Annotated in this window: 20 protein-coding genes and 1 other RNA gene; 8 read left to right on the top strand and 13 right to left on the bottom strand. The window is 44.3% G+C overall.

The genetic code is table 11. From position 1 onward, the window contains the following. Window positions 1-200 precede the first annotated feature (200 nt). Entirely contained in the window at window positions 201-1,346 is a 1,146-nt protein-coding gene (metK, locus tag EP13_RS03960; RefSeq protein ID WP_044056125.1) for a methionine adenosyltransferase, read from the top strand. Window positions 1,347-1,360: 14 nt separating this feature from the next. Here metK and EP13_RS03955 read toward each other — a convergent pair whose 3' ends face one another. Next, on the bottom strand, window positions 1,361-1,867 hold the full coding sequence (locus EP13_RS03955) for a CYTH domain-containing protein (protein WP_044056124.1): 507 nt from the start codon (window positions 1,865-1,867) through the stop codon (window positions 1,361-1,363). A gap of 339 nt (window positions 1,868-2,206) precedes the next feature. Between EP13_RS03955 and EP13_RS03950 the strand changes: the two genes are divergently transcribed. Next, window positions 2,207-2,710, top strand: coding sequence for a hypothetical protein (locus tag EP13_RS03950; protein WP_052364276.1), 504 nt, complete (start codon window positions 2,207-2,209; stop codon window positions 2,708-2,710). Window positions 2,711-2,734: 24 nt separating this feature from the next. Here EP13_RS03950 and EP13_RS03945 read toward each other — a convergent pair whose 3' ends face one another. Beyond that, window positions 2,735-3,232, bottom strand: a complete 498-nt coding sequence (locus EP13_RS03945) for a 3'-5' exonuclease (protein WP_044058729.1) — start codon at window positions 3,230-3,232, stop codon at window positions 2,735-2,737. Window positions 3,233-3,466: 234 nt separating this feature from the next. Further along, window positions 3,467-4,615, bottom strand: a complete 1,149-nt coding sequence (locus EP13_RS03940) for an iron-containing alcohol dehydrogenase (RefSeq protein WP_044056123.1) — start codon at window positions 4,613-4,615, stop codon at window positions 3,467-3,469. Between the two features lie 84 nt (window positions 4,616-4,699). On the opposite strand from EP13_RS03940, the gene EP13_RS03935 reads away from it, so the two are divergent. The 3 genes from EP13_RS03935 (at window position 4,700) to EP13_RS03925 (ending at window position 9,815) form a co-directional block, all read left to right on the top strand. Next, window positions 4,700-5,614 (top strand): AraC family transcriptional regulator, encoded by a 915-nt coding sequence (locus tag EP13_RS03935; protein ID WP_052364275.1) that lies wholly within the window; start codon window positions 4,700-4,702, stop codon window positions 5,612-5,614. A gap of 161 nt (window positions 5,615-5,775) precedes the next feature. After that, window positions 5,776-6,951: an ABC transporter substrate-binding protein gene (locus EP13_RS03930; RefSeq protein WP_044056122.1), complete on the top strand. Its 1,176-nt coding sequence runs from the start codon at window positions 5,776-5,778 to the stop codon at window positions 6,949-6,951. Then, on the top strand, window positions 6,951-9,815 hold the full coding sequence (locus EP13_RS03925) for an ATP-binding protein (protein ID WP_044056121.1): 2,865 nt from the start codon (window positions 6,951-6,953) through the stop codon (window positions 9,813-9,815). Before EP13_RS03930 ends, EP13_RS03925 begins: the two co-directional genes overlap by 1 nt. Window positions 9,816-9,839: 24 nt before the next feature. Here EP13_RS03925 and rnpB read toward each other — a convergent pair. From rnpB to EP13_RS03890, 8 genes are all read right to left on the bottom strand, one after another. Further along, an RNA gene (rnpB, locus tag EP13_RS18980) (RNase P RNA component class A) lies at window positions 9,840-10,190 on the bottom strand. A 65-nt stretch (window positions 10,191-10,255) separates the two neighbouring features. Then, window positions 10,256-11,716, bottom strand: a complete 1,461-nt coding sequence (locus EP13_RS03920; protein WP_044056120.1) for a potassium/proton antiporter — start codon at window positions 11,714-11,716, stop codon at window positions 10,256-10,258. Between the two features lie 88 nt (window positions 11,717-11,804). Next, on the bottom strand, window positions 11,805-14,321 hold the full coding sequence (gene secD, locus EP13_RS03915) for a protein translocase subunit SecD (RefSeq protein WP_044056119.1): 2,517 nt from the start codon (window positions 14,319-14,321) through the stop codon (window positions 11,805-11,807). A 104-nt stretch (window positions 14,322-14,425) separates the two neighbouring features. Continuing rightward, the gene (locus tag EP13_RS18850; RefSeq protein WP_052364274.1) at window positions 14,426-14,791 is read right to left on the bottom strand and encodes a hypothetical protein; all 366 of its coding nucleotides are present in this window, start codon (window positions 14,789-14,791) and stop codon (window positions 14,426-14,428) included. Window positions 14,792-14,940: 149 nt separating this feature from the next. Then, window positions 14,941-15,681: an alpha/beta fold hydrolase gene (locus EP13_RS03905; protein WP_044056118.1), complete on the bottom strand. Its 741-nt coding sequence runs from the start codon at window positions 15,679-15,681 to the stop codon at window positions 14,941-14,943. Between the two features lie 5 nt (window positions 15,682-15,686). Continuing rightward, the gene (locus EP13_RS03900) at window positions 15,687-16,352 is read right to left on the bottom strand and encodes a fibrobacter succinogenes major paralogous domain-containing protein (RefSeq protein WP_044056116.1); all 666 of its coding nucleotides are present in this window, start codon (window positions 16,350-16,352) and stop codon (window positions 15,687-15,689) included. 75 nt (window positions 16,353-16,427) lie between these two features. After that, entirely contained in the window at window positions 16,428-17,378 is a 951-nt protein-coding gene (locus tag EP13_RS03895; protein ID WP_044056115.1) for an SDR family oxidoreductase, read from the bottom strand. 305 nt (window positions 17,379-17,683) lie between these two features. Beyond that, on the bottom strand, window positions 17,684-18,178 hold the full coding sequence (locus tag EP13_RS03890) for a thioredoxin family protein (RefSeq protein ID WP_231497919.1): 495 nt from the start codon (window positions 18,176-18,178) through the stop codon (window positions 17,684-17,686). A gap of 230 nt (window positions 18,179-18,408) precedes the next feature. Here EP13_RS03890 and EP13_RS03885 point away from each other — a divergent pair, with 230 nt between their 5' ends. Further along, window positions 18,409-19,386: a transposase gene (locus EP13_RS03885; protein WP_044056114.1), complete on the top strand. Its 978-nt coding sequence runs from the start codon at window positions 18,409-18,411 to the stop codon at window positions 19,384-19,386. Window positions 19,387-19,445: 59 nt separating this feature from the next. Here EP13_RS03885 and EP13_RS03880 read toward each other — a convergent pair whose 3' ends face one another. Then, complete coding sequence (locus tag EP13_RS03880; protein ID WP_044056113.1) at window positions 19,446-19,634, bottom strand: hypothetical protein; 189 nt, start codon at window positions 19,632-19,634, stop codon at window positions 19,446-19,448. Window positions 19,635-19,823: 189 nt separating this feature from the next. Between EP13_RS03880 and EP13_RS19325 the strand changes: the two genes are divergently transcribed. Continuing rightward, window positions 19,824-20,720, top strand: a complete 897-nt coding sequence (locus EP13_RS19325) for an RHS repeat-associated core domain-containing protein (RefSeq protein ID WP_052364273.1) — start codon at window positions 19,824-19,826, stop codon at window positions 20,718-20,720. 9 nt (window positions 20,721-20,729) lie between these two features. Continuing rightward, window positions 20,730-21,188 (top strand): hypothetical protein, encoded by a 459-nt coding sequence (locus EP13_RS03870; RefSeq protein WP_044056112.1) that lies wholly within the window; start codon window positions 20,730-20,732, stop codon window positions 21,186-21,188. Between the two features lie 873 nt (window positions 21,189-22,061). On the opposite strand, the gene EP13_RS03860 is transcribed toward EP13_RS03870, so the two are convergent. Next, window positions 22,062-22,523, bottom strand: a complete 462-nt coding sequence (locus tag EP13_RS03860) for a hypothetical protein (RefSeq protein WP_044056110.1) — start codon at window positions 22,521-22,523, stop codon at window positions 22,062-22,064. Between the last annotated feature and the right edge of the window lie 109 nt (window positions 22,524-22,632).

The raw sequence follows: 22,632 nt of genomic DNA, 5'->3' as shown, positions 1-22,632 counted from the left end.
AACCATCTTTATTTCTTCCTTAAACTTCGCGTCTTGTATTGTCGTTCGGTTCAGGCCCTGTATACCCCTATAAATGATCGGGTAATGTCAACTATACGTGACGAAAGACTTTTAGACGTCTAGAAGTAAAGACTGGTATTTATAACTTGTTTTAGTACAATATACGACTATTTTGATAATTTAACGCTTACGGAGCATTTATGGCCACGCATTTATTCACATCCGAGTCAGTGTCTGAAGGACATCCGGACAAAATTGCTGATCAGATTTCAGATGCCGTTCTTGACGCAATTCTAGAGCAAGATCCTCGCGCTCGGGTGGCCTGCGAAACGTATGTAAAAACCGGTATGGTTTTAGTCGGTGGTGAAGTCACTACCTCAGCGTGGGTAGACATTGAAGAGCTAACCCGTAAAACAGTAAAAGAAATTGGCTACACGCACTCTGACATGGGCTTTGATGCCGACTCATGTGCGGTACTGAATGCTATTGGCAAACAGTCACCTGACATTAACCAAGGTGTTGATCGCGCAAGCCTAGAAGAACAGGGCGCCGGTGATCAGGGTTTAATGTTCGGATACGCCAGTGACGAAACTGACGTATTAATGCCAGCGCCGATTACGTACTCTCACCGTCTTGTGCAAAAGCAAGCTGAAGTGCGTAAATCAGGAAAACTTGACTGGCTGCGTCCCGATGCGAAAAGCCAAATTACCTTTAAATATGAGAACCACAAGCCAGTAGGCATTGATGCCGTTGTACTTTCAACCCAGCATTGTGATTCTGTGAGCACGGAAACGGTTCGCGAAGCGGTAATGGAAGAAATCATCAAGCCTGTACTACCAAGCGAGTGGATTGACGCCAGCACCCGCTTCCACATCAACCCCACTGGCCGCTTTGTTATTGGCGGCCCCATGGGCGATTGTGGTTTAACCGGTCGTAAAATCATTGTAGATACCTACGGCGGTATGGCCCGTCATGGTGGTGGTGCATTCTCAGGTAAAGATCCCTCAAAAGTTGACCGCAGTGCAGCCTACGCGGGCCGTTACGTAGCGAAGAACATTGTTGCAGCAGGTTTGGCTAAGCGCTGTGAAATTCAAGTGTCTTATGCCATTGGTGTGGCAGAGCCAACGTCTATCAGTATCGATACCTTCGGCACAGGTGTGGTTGATGAGAAAACACTAGTGGCCCTTGTACGTGAACACTTTGACCTGCGCCCTTACGGCCTTATTCAAATGCTAGATTTAGAGCGCCCTATTTATCGCCCCACAGCGGCATACGGCCACTTTGGTCGCGATGAATTCCCATGGGAAGCTACAGATAAAGCAGACGCGCTACGCGCGTCTGTATAAGTCCGAATATAGATTTACGCAATGACTTGCTGCCCGCTGGAAATGACCATGTCGGGCAGCCCATATCTCGCCAAAGCCACGTTTTGAAATTCCTTTCGATGGGTCACCTCTAAGTCAGCAAAATCTGGCGGCAAGAATTGTCGGCTACTGATTTCACTGTCAAATTCAACCTCAACCAGCTTTAGCGGGGCAAGGTTGCCAACAAAAATATCAACGACCAATTGATCGCCAAAAAAATCTATTCGATAACGCTTCTTCTCCACCCTCATATTTTGAGTTAATGGCCAGAGGTCATTAAATTGCGCTGCGTTTAATTCTATTCGTGTGTCTCGACGTTTAAGCCCCATGCCCTGTTTCACAGTCATAGTGTAATGGCCACCTTCATCACGAATTCGAATGTGTTTATCCCGTTCGGTCGCTAAATACCCTTGGCGAATAACCACCGACTTCCGGGTATCTAGCAACCCCTCTGGAACATAAGAAACCACAAATTTGCGTTCAAACTCCCATTCCGTTTGCATTTCTCATCTCCTGTCACTCACTAACGTAAAACTCCCCTCTACTGCATTGGGATAATCGCATCATCGTTGCTCGATAACTTTAAAAGTGACAACACACAATCACTTCTCTCATTTAAAATTAGTTCAGTATGGAAAAATCTATCAAGTTTATTTTCATACTTTTCAAATCGGACTACACTTAAAGTGGGTATATAGCGGTTACCAAGCATTTTTACGCCTCGCAAATCATATTGTTAGCAGAGAAACTCAGTGAGGATGACTCCCTTACTCTTTTTTTGCGAAAGCAAAATGACGCCTTCGCGCAACTCGGCTTATGAACACATTTAGGGAACCGTTACCATGCACACAAAACACACAGGCGTAGCATTTATTGCTTTATGCGCCATGGTTGTTTGTTCATTGCCGGTTTATGCAGCCTCGATGACCTCGGATTACCGTGTGGCGGGCTATAGGGAAATGGGTTATGGCCCCATTGTTTTTAAAAGTAAAAAGTTATCAGGGTGGCAACTTCAAAGTCGATTTAATTATCAATCTAGCCCGTATTATGCTGCTCCATGGATTGAAAACGCGGTGTTACCGGTAAGTGTCACTAGTGTGCGTGCCAGCCACGCTTTTTCTTTCGTACTGCCACAACGAATTTACGCTTCGTATGATCGTGCCGACGCCACCATGAGGTCGTCAACTAACTGGCAATACCTTCCAGCGAATATGGGCACCTTTACGCGATTAGGTTGGCTGCTGGGTGACCCAGAAACATTGAACATGGCCATTGAATATGAACATAGAAAAGTAGGAAGCAGCGAAAATAATGCACTTTCTCTTGGTGTACACTACTGGTTCTAGCGCTGTTGAGTATAGTGGCTTTATTTAGGCTATTTGCTTCGTTTTCACAAATGTCTTTTGAATAATAAGTGCATCTGTACTGGCTCGATGGCGAGAGTCCTTTGTATGATCTTCAATATCAGACTTAACTTGGTGCCAATACTCCATCTGCGTTTCATTCAATACGTAATCTAAAGCGCGACAAGTAAAGCTCATTTCCACGCCAGATGCTGCGTACAATTTGATAAGCCAGGGGTTATCTACCACCCACCCATCACTATATACCTGTGTATTGCTAAGAAAATGATTGAGCTCATGGCACACACGAATAGGGCTTAAACCATGGTTGTTTAGCATTTCGCGGGTTATGCCATGTAAGGCTTCGGCTTCTTCATCCCAATGCATCCAGTGATCGAAAGGCCTGATTAATTTGCACCACTTTGCACCATCATGGCGCACAACACCAATTTCAATGGGGTAACTCTTGGCCCCAAACCCGCTAGCTTCCACATCTATAATGGAAGGAGGATACGTATTTCGCAAGCTAGCTCCCGTTGCCGCCCGCACAACGGGCTACCGCTTTACTTAATCGCAGCATCACTGCGTATTTACTGTCTTTTTATACGGAAACGGGGAAATTAGTGTCTTCGACAACCCCAAACCGGCACCGTATTACTATGTCGTCTCTGTGACTTAATTTAGACTAATAGTAAAATCGTGCCAGTTTGCGTGTCAGTTTAATTAAACCTTAATTTACCTTATTTAAAGGTATGAGACTTACTTGGCCACCGCCAGAGAAAGTATCTCTTTGCTGACTTCAGGCGTAATCGCTTGATGCTCACCCAACGCCACCATTTTATGCTTTTCAAGTTGCGCAATAATGGCGTCGATTGCCGATTGCTGATCGCCCTCGTGTTCGGTTAGCGTAGTGGCCACCGATAAGCTTTGGTAAAAAGACTCAATGGCATCGATGGTTTTTTCAGCAATATCGTCCGATGGTGCTAGGCCAAATACGTTTTTACCCATTTGCGCTAATTTGTCTTTCTTCGTATCAATTTGAACACGAAGCAGTGAAGGCTGAACAATGGCCAGTGATCGCGCATGATCCACACCATATAAGGCCGTTAACTCATGACCAATCATATGGGTTGCCCAATCGTGCACAACGCCAGAGCCAATTAGCCCGTTTAATGCTTGGTTTGCTGACCACATTAAGTTGGCGCGCCACGCGTCATCTGGATTATCTACCTCTTTACCCAGCGCAATAAGCGTTTTAAGTAAGGTTTCTGCGTAGCCATCTTGTACGGGCGCATTTTGTGGATAGGTGAGGTACTGCTCACATACGTGCACAAACGCATCAACCAAGCCGTTGACCACTTGGCGCTGAGGCAAGCTTTTGATAACGTCAGGGTCTAGTACAGCAAACTTCGGATACACCAAAGGCGACATAAAGGGCAGTTTTTGCTTCGTGGCTTTCTTGCTGATAACCGAGCCACCGTTAGACTCAGAACCCGTCGCCGGTAGGGTTAATATAGCGCCAATAGGCAACGCGTCATCTACAGTATGGGCACCGGTAAGAATGTCCCAACCTTCACCTTCGTATTTCGCACTCGCGGCGACATATTTAGCACCATCGATAACACTCCCGCCACCTACGGCAAGAATAAAGTCGATGTTCGATGCTTTGACTTGTTCAACGGCTTTGTCCAGAGTTTCCACTGTTGGGTTTGGCTCTACGCCGCCAAAGGCTTCCCATGTATAGCCATCAAGGGCGCTTTCTACTTGGTCATATACACCATTTTTCTTGATAGAACCGCCGCCATAAAGCACTAGCACTCGCTGTTCTTTAGGAATAAGTGTATTTATTGAGGCTATTTGGCCTTGGCCAAACTGAATTTTTGTTGGGTTACTAAATGAAAATTTCACGGTCTTTCCTCTGTATTTTTCTGCCTGTGTTAATGCATAATAGTGCCAACATATAAATAAAAACCGTCTAATTCTGGAAACAATTTGCCTATTTCTACAAAAGCCCCGTTTTCGTCATCAGATATACAGTGTCTTGCTGCGTTAGCCTGCGAGTTCTTATTGGCGCAAGGGAAGTCTCATCTCAATGGAGTAATAAAAACCCCCGTTGATGGCGTACGACTATTTAGAGATCCCACAGGATGTAAAAAGCAGCCGTTACTATACCAGTCAGGCATTATCATCATGCTTAAAGGTAGCAAACGACTGTACATAGATAGTAGGGAAATTGTCTATAAAAAAGGCGACTATTTGGTTCTAGGTGTCCCTTTGCCTGCAGAATGCGCAGCCTTCACCGATGATGACGACTGTATATTGGGGCTAGTGGTAGATGTTCCCCCCTCGTTACTGGTTGAATTAACACAGTTAACACCACGAGAGGCGTCTTCAGCGCGCCCCACATTTACGGTGAGTCAGCAATCGTTAGACACGACCATTGCTGATGCAACCCACCGCTTATTAGCGGCATTTACCAATAAAAATAAAGCGTTAGCCCTAGGTGCAAGTTATGTTCGTGAAATTATTTACCATGTTCTTAATGGCCCAGCAGGTTACGTACTGAGTGGGCTAACCGAAAATGGCCATTACGCCCGTGTAGCCAAAGCCCTTCACATTATTCACGAAAAGTATGCAACGTCGTTAAATGTAGAGCAAATTGCCCGTGACGTTAACATGAGCCCATCAGGCTTTCATCGCGTGTTTCGTGAGGTGGTACTAGACACCCCAATTCAATACATAAAAAAGGTACGTTTAGCAAAAGCAAGAGAACGCATTAATGGCGGGGAGCGTGTGAGTGAGGCAGCTGAAGCAGTCGGTTATAAAAGCGTTTCTCAATTTTCTCGTGAATTTAAGCGCTATTATCAGTTTACGCCGTTACAAGATAAATCCTCTGAAATAGCGTAAAAGCGCTAAAATACAGCATAGATTCAAACGATTAGTTATTTGTATCACCCACTAACCTTACTTATCAGTAAAAAAATTAGACGAAAGAATAAGGCCACAAACAGTCAACTCTATTTTTAATGATATAGAATTGAAGATGATTATCATTTTTGTGACTACGTATGTCTTTACGCAAATTTTTCGTGTTTATTTTTCTTTGTTTTACTTCACTTTCGCTAACGGCAGCAGAAGGTGATGCACCGCTGTACGTAGGTATTGATGCCGACTTCTCGGCGGTAGCCATTGAAGGGGGTTTTGCCATTAAGCATGGTGCCGAAATTGCTGCAGAAGAGATTAATCAATCGGGGGGGATTCTAGGGCGTACGTTAAAAATTGTTTCCTTAGATCATCGTGGCAACCCCGCCCGAGGTATTTATAATCTTCAGCAGTTTTCCCAAAATCCGGATTTATTAGCAGTCATGGGCGGGGTGCATACGCCAGTCGCCTTAGCTGAATTACCCTTTATACATGAACAAAACCTGCTGTTTTTAATCCCATGGGCTGCGGGCACACCGCTCATTGACAACGGATATACCCCTAACAACGTTTTTCGAGTGTCGGTCAGAGATGAACAGGCGGGGCAAGTATTAATTTCACATGCCAAGAAAGTAAACGCCACCCGCATTGCACTTGTTCTTGAACGTACGGGCTGGGGGCGCTCGAACGAAGCTTCACTAACCCAAGCGGCGAAAGCACAAAATATTAATATTGCGGCTACTCATTGGGTTAATTGGCAACAAAAGTCTTTTAGTGACGAAGCAGAAAAAATTAAAGCGGCTGATGTCGATGCCGTTATCTTAGTTACAAACGCGCCGGAAGGCGCAGTGGTTGTAAATGCATTGCATCAAAGCAAACTTGCTGCATTGCCGATAATATCCCATTGGGGTATTGCATCAGGGAACTTTGCAGAAAGGTTAAATATTCTCCCTTCGCAGCTTAACCTTGCTATATTACAGACGTTTCACTTTCATTATCAAAATAATATAAAGTCGCAACGTTTACTGAGCGCCTACTTTCAGCAGCATGGTTTACTAGCCCCTGAGGCTATTCCAGCCTCTGTAGGCATGGCGCATGCGTACGACCTCATTCATTTGCTTGCCATAGCCGCTGAAAAGGCAGGCGTGGTTGATACCGATAAACTGCGCGCGGCGCTAGAAAACATAGATAACTATAACGGTGCAGTAAAACTATATGCCCCCGCATTTAGTAAAAACCAGCATGATGCATTAATGGCGAAGGATTATTTTATGACGACGATGAATGACAAAGGCCATTTGGTATTGCTGGAACAGCGATAATGCGCGCACCACCACTTAGAAAACTTCTTCTTAAAAGTATGCTGCCAAGGTTGGCTAGCGTAATTCTAATCATTTCAATATTGCTTTTAGGGATAACCCTTTACTTTGTACGCCTTCAAGTTTCAGACGTACAAAAGCAGTCATTAGAAGGTTTGCAACAAGATTTATCTTTTATCGTTAGCGATACCACACGCCAACTTTCTGATCTCGCGGCTAACGACATTCTCATTAATTCCCTTGTGGATATTGAGCAAAGAGATAGCTATCTCCCCATGTTTTTCCGTTCACTAAACTTAACGCAAGCGAATAATGTCAGCTTTGCTCTTTACGATTTTTCAGGTAAAAAGTTAATCGACAAAAACTTCGATGGCACACTTCCGAATAACTTGCAAAATGCCTGGCAACAGGAAACCTTAGGGGCATCTCAAGCCTACTCTTCAATCAGCCGTTATGGCGTATTAATATCTGTCCCCGTATTGCTCGGTGGTGTAGCCGAGGGTGCCTTAGTGATGTATGTGGATAGCCTGCAGGCGTTACTTGCACCCTACCCCCGCCTAACCAACCAGATAGTCACCGACAACACAGGTACCATTTTATTTAGTAGCGACACCGAGAAGTTTGTTCCCTCTTCACTATTTACTGACGTAGATGTAGAGAATTTTGTGGTTGAAATGGTGCCTTGGGAAAATTTGAGCTTGTACAGCATTAAGCCATCCTCGGAAGCTTACAGAAGCCTGTACTCTTTAGCCATTGTGTTATGTGTCATGATTATTGGCATTCTTTTAGTAGGCCTACATATAGTGCGTACCACGGGGCTACTTGCAGAAAACACGTTATCGAATTTATACACTGATATCGAAAACCGAATTAATACTAAGCAGGGCCAACCTCGTACTAGCAGTACGCTTGAAGCCAGAGAACTGGTCAATATTCGTGAAGCTTTCGATAAACTGCTTTGGGACTTAACTGAAGTGTCTGTGTCTAACGAACAGTTTTCGAATGTCATCGATTCTATGGGCGATATGCTTGTCGTGGTAGATACAGCCAATGCTGTTATTTTGAGTAACCGTCGATTTGAGGCGTTTTGCGCCGATCAATACGGTGAAGTAGAAGGCACTGTTAAGTTTGTTGTGAATAAACTTAACAATAAATCTAGCGACGAATTAAAGCATTTTTCTATTCAGGACGGCCATGAAAAGCAAATTCGTTGGGGTAAAACAGCACTGAAAGACGCGAATGAAAATGTAAGAGGCAGCATTTTTGTCGGCCTTGATATCACTACTCAACGCTCATTAGAAAGCCACGTTCAAATACTCAACCATGCTATGGATGAAGCAACGGTATCCATCGTTATTTCTGATGTACGACGAACCGGCCAACCTATCATCTATACCAATCACGCTTTTTCCGAGCTTACAGGCTATTCAAGAGAAGAAATTATAGGTAAAAACTGTCGATTAATGCAGGGTGAAGAAACCGAACAAAAAAATATTGCCGCGTTGCGACAAGCCATTATTGACAATAGACCCATCGAAACCACCATATTAAACTATAGAAAAGACGGCTCTACCTTTTTTAACCGTTTAATCCTTACCCCGGTAAAAATTGACGGAGTAGTAACCCATTACATCGGGTTCCAGCAAGACGTTACCCAACAACGACAAGCAGAACTATACCTGCAAGAAGCCAAACAAAAAGCCGAAGAATCTGCCCGCTTAAAATCGGGGTTCTTAGCTAGCATGAGCCACGAAATTAGAACACCTATACACGGTATATCTGGCGTATTACAGCTAATGTCAGATTCCCCGCTTTCCGATGAACAAAAGCATTATTTGTCGCTGGCTAAGTTTAGTATTCAAGGTTTACTGCATATAGTAAACGACATTCTAGATTTCTCGAAAATTGAGGCTGGGCAATTACAAATTGAAGCCCAACCCTTCGACATACTGGAAGAATTAGAAAGTATACAGTCACAGTTTGCTATTTTGTGTCAGGAAAAAGGCTTAGCGCTTCACTTCCACTTTAATTTGCAGGGCTATCACGTTGTTATTGGTGATGCCGTGCGGTTTAGGCAAATTCTGTCTAACTTAATAGGCAATGCTGTGAAATTCACGCAAAATGGTGCCATTGATGTTACCACCAGCATAGAAAGCGTGCCTGACGGTAATTTACGGCTAGTGTGTAATGTACAGGATACTGGTATCGGCATAGCCGATGAAAAACAATCTGGCATTTTCAATGTTTTCACTCAGGAAGACATTTCTACCACCCGCCAATTTGGTGGTACCGGCCTAGGTTTATCCATTAGTAAACAATTGTGTGAGCTTATGCAAGGCAGCATAAATGTTGAAAGTACGAAAGGTGAAGGCAGTACCTTCACCTTTAATATACTTCTTCAAGAGGGCGATGATAGCTTGCTGCTTCCTGCACACGACACTCGTGCATTTAAGCCTACCAAAGGTAGTAAACGGAAAATTTTGATTGTAGAAGATAACGATATTAACCAAATCATCGTTAAACAACACCTTAGCCACCATACTACATTGAGCGCCAAATCAGGCATAGAAGCGCTGCAAGCGTTAGTTAAAATGAAGGTGACCTTTGATGTTATTTTAATGGATTGTCAAATGCCAGATATGGACGGCTTTGAAGCCACTCGTCGAATTCGTGCAGGCGACGCCGGAGAACGATATGTGGATATTCCTATTATCGCATTGACGGCAAATGCAATGAAAGGCGACAGGGAAGTGTGTGAAGAAGCCGGCATGAACGACTACCTCAGCAAGCCCTTTGATGCCAAAGATCTTCTCGACAAAGTGCAATATTGGGCGGAGCGTAGTAAGGAAGCTTTAGATAGCCAATAGCTTAGGCCGATTGACGCTAAAAAAGAGTGGAGTTGGCCGTAAGCCGGGTTCTGTCGTGGGCAATCATTCCTCTAGATCAGCAATCACTCACTGATTCAAGCAACCTACCCGATCCCCATGCGGGCCACACGTTAAGGGATCCTATTTGGTCTTGCTCCGGGTGGAGTTTACCTTGCCACACTCTGTTGCCAGAGGTGCGGTGCGCTCTTACCGCACCCTTTCACCCTTACCGGCATGTAAACATGCTTAGGCGGTCTTCTCTCTGCTGCACTTGTCGTCGGCTCACGCCGCCCAGACGTTATCTGGCACCCTGCCCTATGGAGCCCGGACTTTCCTCCCCTTTCCTAAGAAAGCGGCGATTGCCAGGCCAACTCCGCGGCGCATTCTACATGAAGTGATGGCGAATAGCGATATGCAAATATTCCCGCTAATCATAGTGGCTATTTTTCGGGGTAAAAGCACGCCTCTACGGCGTTTTTATCCAACAGCTTAGTGACAATAAACACTTGATCGTCTTCTTGAAGTGTAATGCTACCTTTAGGAATTAAGGTTTCTTCGCCTCGCGCTACTAACGCGATAATCGTGCCCTCAGGTAAAGATAACTCGCTAATTGTTAACCCCACAGCCGGAGAACCATAAGGCAGTTCAATTTCGATGAGTTCCCGCTTACTTTTTGCCACTTTAACAATCTCAATGGTATTGGACGCTTTCGGTTTACCTTCCAGCACCAACCCTAATTTACGGGCAGCAAAGGGTAAGCTAGAGCCTTGTAGCAATGCCGAAATTAACACAATGAAAAACACGACATTGAAAATAAGCTCCGCGTTGGGCAAACCAAAAATGAGCGGAAAAATAGCCAATATAATGGGCACCGAACCTCTCAGCCCCACCCATGAAATTAACAACGCGGCATTGAACGAGAATCGGTTGAGTAAGAGTAGTGGCATAACCACTAAAGGGCGAGCAACAAAAATGAGCACCGCCGCGATGAGTAACCCCTCTTTCCAACTTTGAAACAGTTCTGAAGGCGTTACCAACAACCCTAAAATAACGAACATCGCTATTTGTCCCAGCCATGCTAAGCCATCTAAAAACACAAACGTATTTCGTTGGTACGAAAAACGGCTATTGCCAATGACCACGCCCGTAATGAAGGTGGCCAAAAAACCACTGCCGTCTACATTCGCTGCAAGGCCGAAAGCCAGTACCCCAAACAACATAACAAACACAGGGTACAAACCTATGGCCATTAATGTCACTCGCCTAAACAACCACACAGCAATGCCGCCAACTAGCCCGCCGACTAGCGCGCCTAGCCCCATTTGGCTGGCAAACAAGGTTAATAACTCAAGGGGCTTAGTGGTGCTATCTTGTATTAGGGTAATTAAACCTACGGTAAGAAAGATAGCCATAGGATCGTTTGAGGCGCTTTCTAATTCTAATGTTGCTTTGATTTTGGCTGGAATAGCGATGCCCGCATTACGCAGTACCGAAAACACCGCCGCAGCATCGGTTGACCCCACTATGGCACCTAGTAGAAGCCCCATATACAAGGGCAAATCTAGGATGTACATAGCAGCTAACCCGGTTACCGTGGCTGTGCCAATAACGCCTAATGTAGCTAGCAGTGCCGCAGGCTTCCAGGCTCGCATTATCGATTTACGCGAGGTTTGTAAGCCACCATCAAATAAGATGAGAATTAACGCAAAGGTTCCGATAGAGTGCGCTGTGTCTGCATTATCAAAGTGAATACGACCAATACCATCTTCTCCCGCCAACATACCTACGCCTAAAAAGAGCACAAGCACAGGTACGCCAAAGCGTGGGGAGAGCTTACTCGCAAGAACACCTAAAATGGCAAGTACCGCGCTCAGTAAAATAATGTGATCAACTGCAAACATTATCGGTTCCTTATTGGCCCGACGTGCAAAAGACGGCCTTTACACATCGGGCTTTCCTATATTAACGACTATTATGACATATATGTGTTTAAGGTATATGTGCTAACGACGCCTGAATTTCTGCCTTGGTGGGCTTTAACTGGGCTTTCCCTCGTTTTTCCCTACGTTTACCTAATACATATAATAAACCAGAGGTGATAAACAGCGTAGATGAGGTGCCAATCACCACAGCAAATACCATAGGTAACGCAAAACTAGCTACTGCGTCTCCACCAAATACTGCCATGGGAAGCAAGGCTAACAAGGTGGTTAATGACGTAAATACCGTTCGGCTTAAAGTACTATTTACCGCATCGTTAATCGTTTCTTCCAGGGGTTGGGTAGGTTTCAGCCGCAATAGTTCACGCACTCGGTCTAACACCACCACTTTGTCGTTAATTGAATAGCCTATCAACGCCAGCAATGCAGCCACTGCGGTAAGGTTGAATTCAATGCCTGTCAATGCAAAAAAGCCAATGGTCTTTGTTAAATCAAGTAGCACAGTAAGCAAAGCAGCAGTGGCAAAATGTGCCTCAAACCGGGCCCATAAATATACCAGCATACCCGCTCCAGCAATCAACAAGGCTAAAATAGAGAGCTCAGCGAAACCACCACTGACTTTTGGCCCCACCATATCCACTTTATCAAATGTTACCTGGGTATCTGCATTCGCAATCACTTGTTTAAGCTGGTCGGTGTATGCTGCACCTTCTGCTGATTGCACTGGGGCACGTAACAAGTAGTGGTGCACACTGCCGTACTCTTGAATAGTCACTTGCTCAAACCCTTGGGTGCGAATAAGTTCTCTTAAATTATCGGTAGACAGTGAAGGCGCTGTAAGCTCCACCATGGTGCCGCCAGTAAAATCTACGCCGTAGTGCAAGCCCGGCTTAGTAAATAGCCCTACAGATAACAACGTGAGCACTACCGAAACGATTAGAGCAGCTTTACGGGGCTTTATAAAATTTACGCCTCGCAATTTGTCGCTTAATTTCAGCAGTGGAGACGAGAACGTTAGCGGCCGGCGTCCATACCTATTGGCTCGTCTTCGTACAATGAATTGCATTAATATTTTGGTTAATGCCACCGCGGTAAACACCGAGGTTATTAAGCCTAGAGCAATGGTTATTGCGAACCCTTTAATCGGCCCGCTACCGAACATGAATAACAAACTTACCGCAATGAGTGTAGTAAAGTTAGCGTCGACAATGGTAGCAAAAGCTTTTTGAAAGCCGATATTGATGGCACTTAAGGGAGGCCGCCCTTTTTTGCTTTCTTCTCGAATTCTCTCGTTAATAAGGATATTTGCATCGACTGCCATCCCCATAGTAAGGATGAGGCCGGCAATGCCCGGTAAGGTTAATGTTGCCCCAAACAGCGTCAGTGCACCAAACACCAATGCCATGTTAATAATAAGGGCAAAACTCGCAATAGCGCCCCAGCGCCCGTATATAGCGACCATAAATGCCAGCACCAACAAAGCGCCGGCTACGCCGCTTTCAATGCCTGTCTTAATAGCATCACTGCCCAAGTCTGGTCCCACGGTGCGCTCTTCTATTATGCTTAATGGCACAGGTAATGCACCGGTACGTAACATCAGCGCCACATCATGGGCTTCAGGCAGCGTAAAAGACCCCGCAATTTCCCCTCGCCCGCCGGGTATTGGCCCATTAATTACAGGGGCAGTAATTACTTCATCGTCGAGTACAATCGCAAGTACCCGGCCAACGTTATCGCGGGTCATGGTGGCAAATTGCTTTGCTCCTATACTGTCTAATCTGAAGGTCACCACAGGCTGGCCAGTTTGAGCACTGAGGGCGCCACTGGCATCGGTGATATGCTCTCCCTCTAACGCTATATTTTGCTCCAACCTATAGCTACGGCCGCTGGCATCGTGGCGCAGCATAAATGCCGATGTGTCGCTATTTGCTTGCCAATGAAAGGACATTTGCGCAGTTGTTCCCAGTAGACTCTTTACCTGAGAGGGGTCTGACATGCCTGGCATTTGGACCAATATTGCGTCACTGCCTTGCAACGTCACCGTAGGTTCAGTTAACCCTGTTTCATTCAAACGCTTTCGAACCACCTCCACGCTGCGTGCTAATGCGTCTTTTAATAACCCTTGAGCGTAAGTATCACTCAGCGTGATAGTCACAGATGTACTTTGACTGGTTACCGCTAACGCGGCGGTACCAGAAGGTTGTGCTGAAACCTGATAAGCCGCAGCGTTAATCTTACTGACATCCTTTGCATCTTTAAGCACAAGCTGAACTTGAAGGGGGGAGGCACTATCTTGTTTTGCATAACGCACCCCTTTCTCTCTTAGTTCGGTTAGCAAAGACGTAGCGTAACTGTGTAGTTGACGTTCAAATAAGGCGTTTTTATCAGCCGACAATAGTAAGTGAGATCCACCTTGTAAATCTAACCCAAGTGACAGGGTGTTTTGGGTATACCATTGAGGTAAATGTTGCTGGATAGAGTGTGGCAATATGTTGGGAGCCGCGCTAAGCAAACCTAGCACCACGACAAGCCCATACACTAAGCCACGAAGAGATATTCGTGTCATTGTTTTATTCCTGTAATTAATTCTATAACAGGCGCACAGCACTAGGTTTTCGAAATATCAGTGAGTAATGCCGAAAATTGAGTTGGGTACGCCATAGGCATGCACTACAGGAATTGGGGAGGTGCCCTTGGATGTATAAGGTAACGAAAGGAAGGTTGAACGACCTTGGGTGAAACAAGCTCTACTGACGCTTCGGCGGCAAACCGCTGAATAGCTAGCGAAAAAAAAGCGATGTCAGTAGGGGGTTCGCTATCGTCATTGGCAGGCGCTAATGACACGTTGCCCTGCCTGTGGCTGTAACTTAGTCCAGGGTGAGTGAACTTAGCGAGTGGCGAGGGTGAGGTAACCTCAGCGTGGGCAGGCAACATCTGCCCATTAAAGCCAACACTAAAAATTAGCCACGACAACGCCCACGCCATAACAAAGGGCGTGATCGAAGGGAATGTAATACTTCGATGTGGTGTTTTCACGTAAATGCGTTATCGCTTTATTATTCTAACGGCCCATTGACTGACACTGTTGCCAGTAATACCAGCGGGCCATGAAGGGAGTAAAATGGCGTCAAAATTGAAAAACTCAAGGACCCGTTAAAAAATAACCTAGCCCCCCGTATTCACGCTTAATGGCTAAACTCACCGTGACGCAAAAAATGAATGGTTTGCTCTGCCACCGCTTTGTTATAGCGCATTTGAGTATGATTTACGTCCACAGTGATGAAATCACGCATGTGTGCCAATTTAGTGGATTCCACCGACACTAAACCGTCATTGGGACCCGAAAATTGAGCACGAGTTAGCATAGATGAGCGGGAGCCAGCAATAATGCCAACGTTAACCTTAACCTCATCAAGATTATTTCCCAAGCTATGGGTTCCTGTGACCAGTGCTTGGCTTATTCCACCACCCACGTCCATTAACCAGGTGCCGTTAAAATGGTCAGCCAATTCGCTGCCTTTATTCGGAGTGCCTATTAACACCACTTCACCAATGTTATCTTTATTCAACGTTGCGAGTTTTCTTTGAAGGTACGAACGAATAACCAGCCCACCTAAAGAGTGTCCCACGAAATGTACTCTGGCCGCGCCCAATAGGCACTTATCAATTTGCGCTGTGGTTTCAAACAAAACACTGCCAACGCTTTCACCTAGGGTGTCATAATCTAACAAGCAAACTTCATAATTAGCCGCCTCTAAGCGATGTGCAAAGCGCCACATAGCCCAATCACTGCGCCCTAAACCATGCACCAGCACCACTAACTCGCTCTTTGAGGCTGTACTCCCCTCATCCACTTCAGAGGCAGCACAACCGACGACGTGTAGCGCAGTTATCACACTCAATATACATGCAAAAAAAAACCTCATGACGCTTAAGCCTCCTTCACACAGCGAACCGAGAACATATAGTTTTTATTTAATTTGGCACGGCGAATTTCACCTTTATGGGAATTCCACCACGCGTAAGCCAAAGTGCGTGCAAAAGCTTCTTTTTCAGAGGCGCTACTGCTTGTCCAAAACTCGGTGTAAACGCCTTGAGTGAGATACCAATTCCCCACCTTTACCCCAGCGGGGCGGGCATTAAATTGATGAGCGTTAATTTTTGTTTTATCAAAACGCTTCAACCATGAATCAGGTTGCTGCGCTTTTAGGGTAATGGCTACGTCATTGTCACCACGCCACCCTTCGCGATGAAGTTCTTCGACTGCTACACCTATGTGTCGCTCAAGCTCTTTCCAGTCGTCATCAGTGGCAACCCGAAAGCCCTCGGGGCATAGCTTTCTTTCATCCGCTACATCCACCCAGCTATATAAGCGACCATAGGTAGCCAAGTTTTTTTCATCGTCTTTAGGTATAAAGCCTGATGTCACTGGCGAGAGGTCCTGAAACCGTGTGGTTCTCAGGTTTTCAGAGAGCCAAGTTTGCCCACCTAACGTCACGGTTTGATAAAGATTCCCATCAACATCTTGAACAGACGTTGATTCTCCACTTTTATCAGGGTTCGCGTTATTAGCAGGCAGTGCCGCTAGATTCACCATAACTATTCCTAAAAAAAACGCTAAAATTTTCATGTTACTGACATGAAGAACTGCAAAGGCGCAACGAGATACAACCTATAAAGACCAATTAAACGACGTAGCTTCTTCAGATCGTTCCCACAAAGTAGTTAATACAGGCTTATCTAAAACGAAAGGCTCTAGCTTGCATTCACCCACTGGCCCACCAAAATTCATTAGCCCTGTAGGGCCATAGTAAGCGCGCTCTTTTAGAGGTGTTTCTGTGGCACACATCACTTCAGGGTAGGCGCCTCTTTCGGCAGATTGCGCAAGCCCTAGCTTCACCATAATCCACCATGACACGCGCGTCATCACACTTGCGCTTTCTCTAATAAGTGAGGTATTCGACGCACCTGGGTGACACACATACACTTTTACGTTTCTATTCGCAGCTGCAATTTTGTCTTGTAGCTCATAAGCAAACATCATTTGTGCTAGCTTACTTTGACTGTAGACCTTATTCGGGTGGTAGTTTTTATCCCAATTCATATCGTCGAACTGAATAGTTCTTAGCCCCATTTTATGCCCTTCACTTGAGACAACCACAATACGACCTGAAGTAGCGTCGATGCGCTCGAACAACAAGCCGCACAGTAAAAAGTGGCCATAGTGGTTTACCCCAAGCTGGCTTTCAAAACCATCCACTGTTAGTTCTTGTTTTGAAATTTGTGCAATCGCACCGTTACAGATTAACGCGTCTATGTGGGGGACGTTTTCGAGTATTTCATCGGCGGCAGTGCGAATAGAAGACAAATTAGCCAAATCGATAACAATGTAGCTGACGTTGGCGCCTTCACCAAATTCTTGCTTTAGTTCACGAATGGCGGCGTCCGATTTACTCGGGTTTCTATTTAACATTACGACATTAGCGCCTTTCGACAATAAAATTCGCGTAGCTTGAAAACCCGCACCTGAATTTGCGCCGGTAATGAGATACGTTTTACCCGCAATAGATGCGATGTTTTCTGGCGTCCAGCCTTTCGGACCAAATTGATTATCAAACGACATAAATGACCTTTTTATTTTACAGTGACTGTCTAACGTTGATTCAACGGCACGGCGTTTAAATAACCGCACTTGGACAAAAAAATCGGAAAAGGTGAAAACCTTAACCACTAATTGGTATGTACTATAAGGTCATCATTGCAATAAAAATAGGCGAAATAATCGCTAAAACATGCCTAATTGTATCAACCTAATCTAAAGCAAAAGGATAGAGGACAGAAGAGTGGGGAGAAAAAACACGTAATGCATTGCCAGAAAAAAGCGAGCACAACGCTGCATAACAGGCTATGCAGCAAATTGTAAAAAGATTATTGAGCTACCTCAACGAATGCTTTTAAGTCTTGGGTTAAGCCGGCATCAGCCCGCTCTACCACACGGCCAATTTCGTCACCATCGCGAAGCAAAACAAAGGTAGGCGTATATTTGAGGCTGTGTTTCTTAGCCATACCCTCTGGATCACGCTTTGTTCTATCAACCGCAATCAAGGTAAAATCAGGCGTATCTAATCCGCTAACATCCAGGGTTTTCAGAAGGCGAGGCACCTCTCTTTCGCTGTCGTGGCACCATGTGCCAAACAATATAACTAATTGATTACCCTCTAATGCGGCAACAGCATTAAGCTCTTCCTCACTGGGTTCATAGGTGGAGTACTCGCTCATAAAAGCAGGAAATTCTGCTAATAGCGCTTCGCTACTCACCTCTCCCAACAAATCTCCTTTTTGGCTTGCTACCGCTGAGGTGCATAACATCGTCATCATTATCAGTATGACTGACACATTGCGCAACACGCTAAATTTAATCACCTGAATTCTCCTTTTAAATGTGTAGAGGTATTCAATAGCGGAGGGGATAAAAAAGCAAGAAGCTTTTCGAATTAAGACGAAACCACTACTGAGACAGGCATGATAACTCCGACACCCATTATTGAGACAGGCATAACACGGCGGTACCAAAACTGTACTTCAGTACACTTTTTTTACTTTGGTTAGCTATTCACACTATTAATGGAGTAAACCAATGCCAGAAAGTGCAGATGCCTAAAGCCAGAAAATCACAAATTAGTTTATTAGATACGCCGTATTATCATTGTGTTTCACGCTGTGTTCGCCGCGCATACTTATGTGGTGAGGAAAACGGTAAAAGCTTTGAACATCGCCGCTACTGGGTGGAAGACCGCATTCATGTACTCAGTGATGTGTTTGCTATTGATGTGTGCGCGTATGCGGTGATGAGCAATCATACACACGTGGTGCTGCACGTAGCAAAAGATAAGGCGGATATCCTCACCACAGAAGAAGTGATTGAGCGTTGGCACAGGCTATATAAAGGCACCTTACTCACACAGCGCTACCTATCACCAGCGTTACGCAAAAACTTGCACGAAGTAGAAATTAAAACGGTGGAGGCCACCGCAGAGATATGGCGTAAACGGTTGTATGATATTAGTTGGTTTATGCGTGCTTTAAACGAATATATTGCCAGAGCCGCAAACAAAGAAGATGATTGCACTGGGCATTTTTGGGAAGGGCGGTTTAAGTCTCAAGCGCTACTGGATGAATCAGCCCTTGCAGCGTGTATGGCCTACGTTGATTTAAACCCGGTTCGCGCCAACATGGCGAAAACACCAGAAACCTCTGACCATACGAGTATTCAATATCGTATTAATGCCGCCAGAGTAGGTAAAACGCCTAAACGACTCATGCCTTTTGCGCAAAACTCAAAACAAAGCATGCCACAGGCCTTACCTTTTACCCTCCCAGACTACCTTCAGCTTGTTGACATCACCAGCCGATATATTCACCCCACCAAACGCGGCAGGGTTGAACATACCTTGCCCACTCTTGTAGAACGTCTGAACATAGAACATGAGCAATGGTTAACCTTAACCACCCAATTTGAAGCCTTCTTTAAACATGCCGCAGGCAAAGAAGCGCACCTTGAGCAATATGCCCACAACCAACATCAGCAACGGGTGCAAGGGCGACAAAGTGCTAGGCGATTACTGGGGTAGTGGTATTCACTCATTGCTAAGTTCATTGCTGTATCACACTAACTTAGGAATATTTACGCTTAAGCACCCGCCATTTTAGACAAAAAATATAAGAACCCCAGAAATGATGAAAGCATCACCCCAACCATAATGGTAAGCGTTTTTGATTTTAACATCGATTCGAACAACGCAACTTCTGGTTGCATTTTAACGAGGTCTTTTAGGCTAGAAGATTCCCTTAACTGTGGTTTAGTGTTTTGGCTCTTCATACTCCCTCCTGTTATTTAGCTATTCTTCTATTTAAAAAGGTCTGTTTAAGCGGTTGCCACCGAAACCGCCGCTACGTTACAAGCATTAGTACGTAGTTATCGTTTTTTATTACACTTGAAACCCTATAGGCGCCAAATTTTTTTGCTCAAACGACTACTACTACTAAACAAGACAGGCACTAAATAAACATGCCTGTCTCGTTTAGAAAACGATTAATTGCCCATCAGGGGGCAGGCGAACAAACGTTTATCCACCCAGACATTTTAGGTACAACGGCTGGGAAGACAAACAGCGACGGTGGCCTTATTAAGCCATTGCGCTATGCCCCTTTCGGACTAGAGTGGGGGAAGACGAATGCCAGTTCAGGTGAAGATGAAATAGGTTACACCGGCCATAAGCATGACAAAAGTATTGGGCTTACTTATATGCAGGCACGATACTATGATCCAGTTATAGGGCGTTTCTACTCGAATGATCCTGTGGATGCTTTGGGGCATATGAATGGTTTACAGGGTGTACAGGGTTTTAATAGATATGCCTACGCGAATAATAATCCATATAAGTATGTTGACCCTGATGGAGAAGCTGTCATATATGCTGGATTTACTGGAGGTGGAAATGCTGGCGTTAGTGGTGACAATGCAGGTGGTGTTTTCTTAGACGTTTCACTTGATGGAATTAAATTTGGAACTTATACCTCACATGAAATAGGCTCATCTACTGGAACACCTTCAGCAGGTACGGGTTTTGAAATGGGCGCTATGACTGGTGGATATGAAACAGCGTTAAATGGCGAGTATATGATTGCAGGTGGACAAGGAGGTGCCGGAGCTGTAGGTACAGTAGCAGGAAACACTACTTTGGGACCAAACCCAGACGTAGGTGTGCAATTATCTCTCGAAAAAGGAACGCCTCAAGCTAACGGCTTTATTCATACTGGTACAGGGCAAGCCAAAGTAGTAGGTTCGTTAACAGGCCAAGATGTCAGAAATGGTCTACAAAGCGCAGGCCAAGCAATACAGTCTACTATGGATAATATCGCCACCAAGATGAAAGAAGCATTAGATGTGAATGTTGGGATTTAAGGTAATTACATGAGTGAAGTTAAATCAAATGCTTTAAAAATTGCAGGTGCATTGTGCTTGTCAGTTCTAATTGGATATCAAACTTTGTCTAATTCATTCGATAAGAAATCTGCAATTTCTGACTTAAAAGCAATGAACTTAGAAGAAGTTGCTTTAAAGGAAAGTATTAGTGGTAGAAGTATAAGGTCAACGAGAGATGAAGCGATACTCAACGAGATTGAAATTTGTTTGTCAGAAGTGACTAAGATCCCTAACTACCGTTTTGGAGAAGATGTAAATTGGGAAGTTGTTAGTTTCATTGGAGACAAGAAGGTTCACAATATTTCTTATGCCAAATTGTCCTCAGGTAAAATTGCTCTGGGAGTTGAATATATCTTAACGAACACTGAGACAGGAGAATCTACGAATCTCGGTGGTGGAAGAGGAATATCTTCCGAGTGTCTCGGGGGTTTATTTAACAAGATTTGATTTTAATGTTTTGGATCCAAAGCATCGCACTGAAGTGACCCCCAATAGTTGGTCATTTCATGAGCGGGGCTTTGTTTTTTCTGGGGTAGCTGGCTTGGGATTTTGTTTTCAAGGCTGGCTAGCAGCTCAATGAAAAAATCCGTTTGGTGCCAAATTCAATTGGGTGATCTGCTCAGGCGAAAAGCCGTTTCGAAGGAGTTCGAAGTCAATTATTTGCACTTGAGCCTTTTGTCCTTCGCCAATCAATTTATAGCAACTGCCACTCGCTGTAATGATTAATCTTTTGTTTGGAAAAATCTTTTCAACCTTTGAAGTACTGATATAGCTGCCCGGTGAAAATCTGTAAGTCTCATCTTCTTCGCAAGTGCCCCAGAGGATTTTTCCGATCAATTCCTCATCGTCAAAAACTGAAACGATGTACCAATCTTTAACTGTTGTTTTCGTGACCTAATCCATATAAGAATTTAAGATGATCATAGAAAAATTTCAGTTAAAAACATACTAAAAGCGTGGATCTAATCCGTAGTTTTTTACCTCAAGACTGGAACTGGTTTTTAACCTGAGCTATGTTCAAAATGGAAACTGATTAAACGCTTAACTAATTAATTTATATTAAATTAATTATAAAGATGTACTTTGATTTGATGGTTTAGGTTAATGGTCCAAAGTGATTGGAATGAGTTGGTCCAGTAACGTTGAATTATCGACCTTCTCTGATTGGAATACGTTCACAAAAAAGCTGTAATCTCCACATGGACATTCCAATCATTTTTACCAGCAATTCCAAAACACGTGGACCAGTTATGCAAAATGCTTGGACCAATTTTAAAACTACAATAATTTTATACTTATTAATTAGCTAGAAAAAACTCTCTAATCAAAAGGTGTTAAAAATGATTTTTGTTTATCAAATGGATTTTTAAGAACGTTATATTTTGACAGTTTTCTATCAAATTCTTTGTCATTGAGGATCAGCTTTAAAGTTAAGGTTTTCTCACCTTTATAAAGCTCCTGATTGTAGTAATCGAAAATCGCTGAGTAATAATTTAATTTTTCATCTTGAGAAGTACTTTTATCGTTGCTGTATCGAGTTGATGAATAGTGGTTTAAGAGTTGGGATATGTGCAAAGCAAGTACGTCAGGAGAGCCGATTGGGTATTTAACACAAAATAGTTTTTTATAAAGTTTAAATGCTAAACACTCAGCTTCAGTAGGCCGTGGTTTTTTCAAAAAAGTTTGCTGAAAATTGCCAAATACAATAATGTCAGAAAAGCATTTAGGTCTAGTTGATTTGCCAGCGCCATACGTTGTTGACGATAAGATCGTTTCAGACAATTTTGAATATCACCAAATGAATCGGGTAACTGTTCGTAGTAAACAGTTTTACCTTTAAATAGCTGGTTGCATACCCAATTCCCAGAGTAAGCCAATAAATCTCGTGGCA

Source organism: Alteromonas australica, from assembly GCF_000730385.1.
Classification (GTDB): domain Bacteria; phylum Pseudomonadota; class Gammaproteobacteria; order Enterobacterales; family Alteromonadaceae; genus Alteromonas; species Alteromonas australica.
Note: the sequence above shows the minus strand (reverse complement) of the source record. Positions and strands in the feature narration are given on the sequence as shown.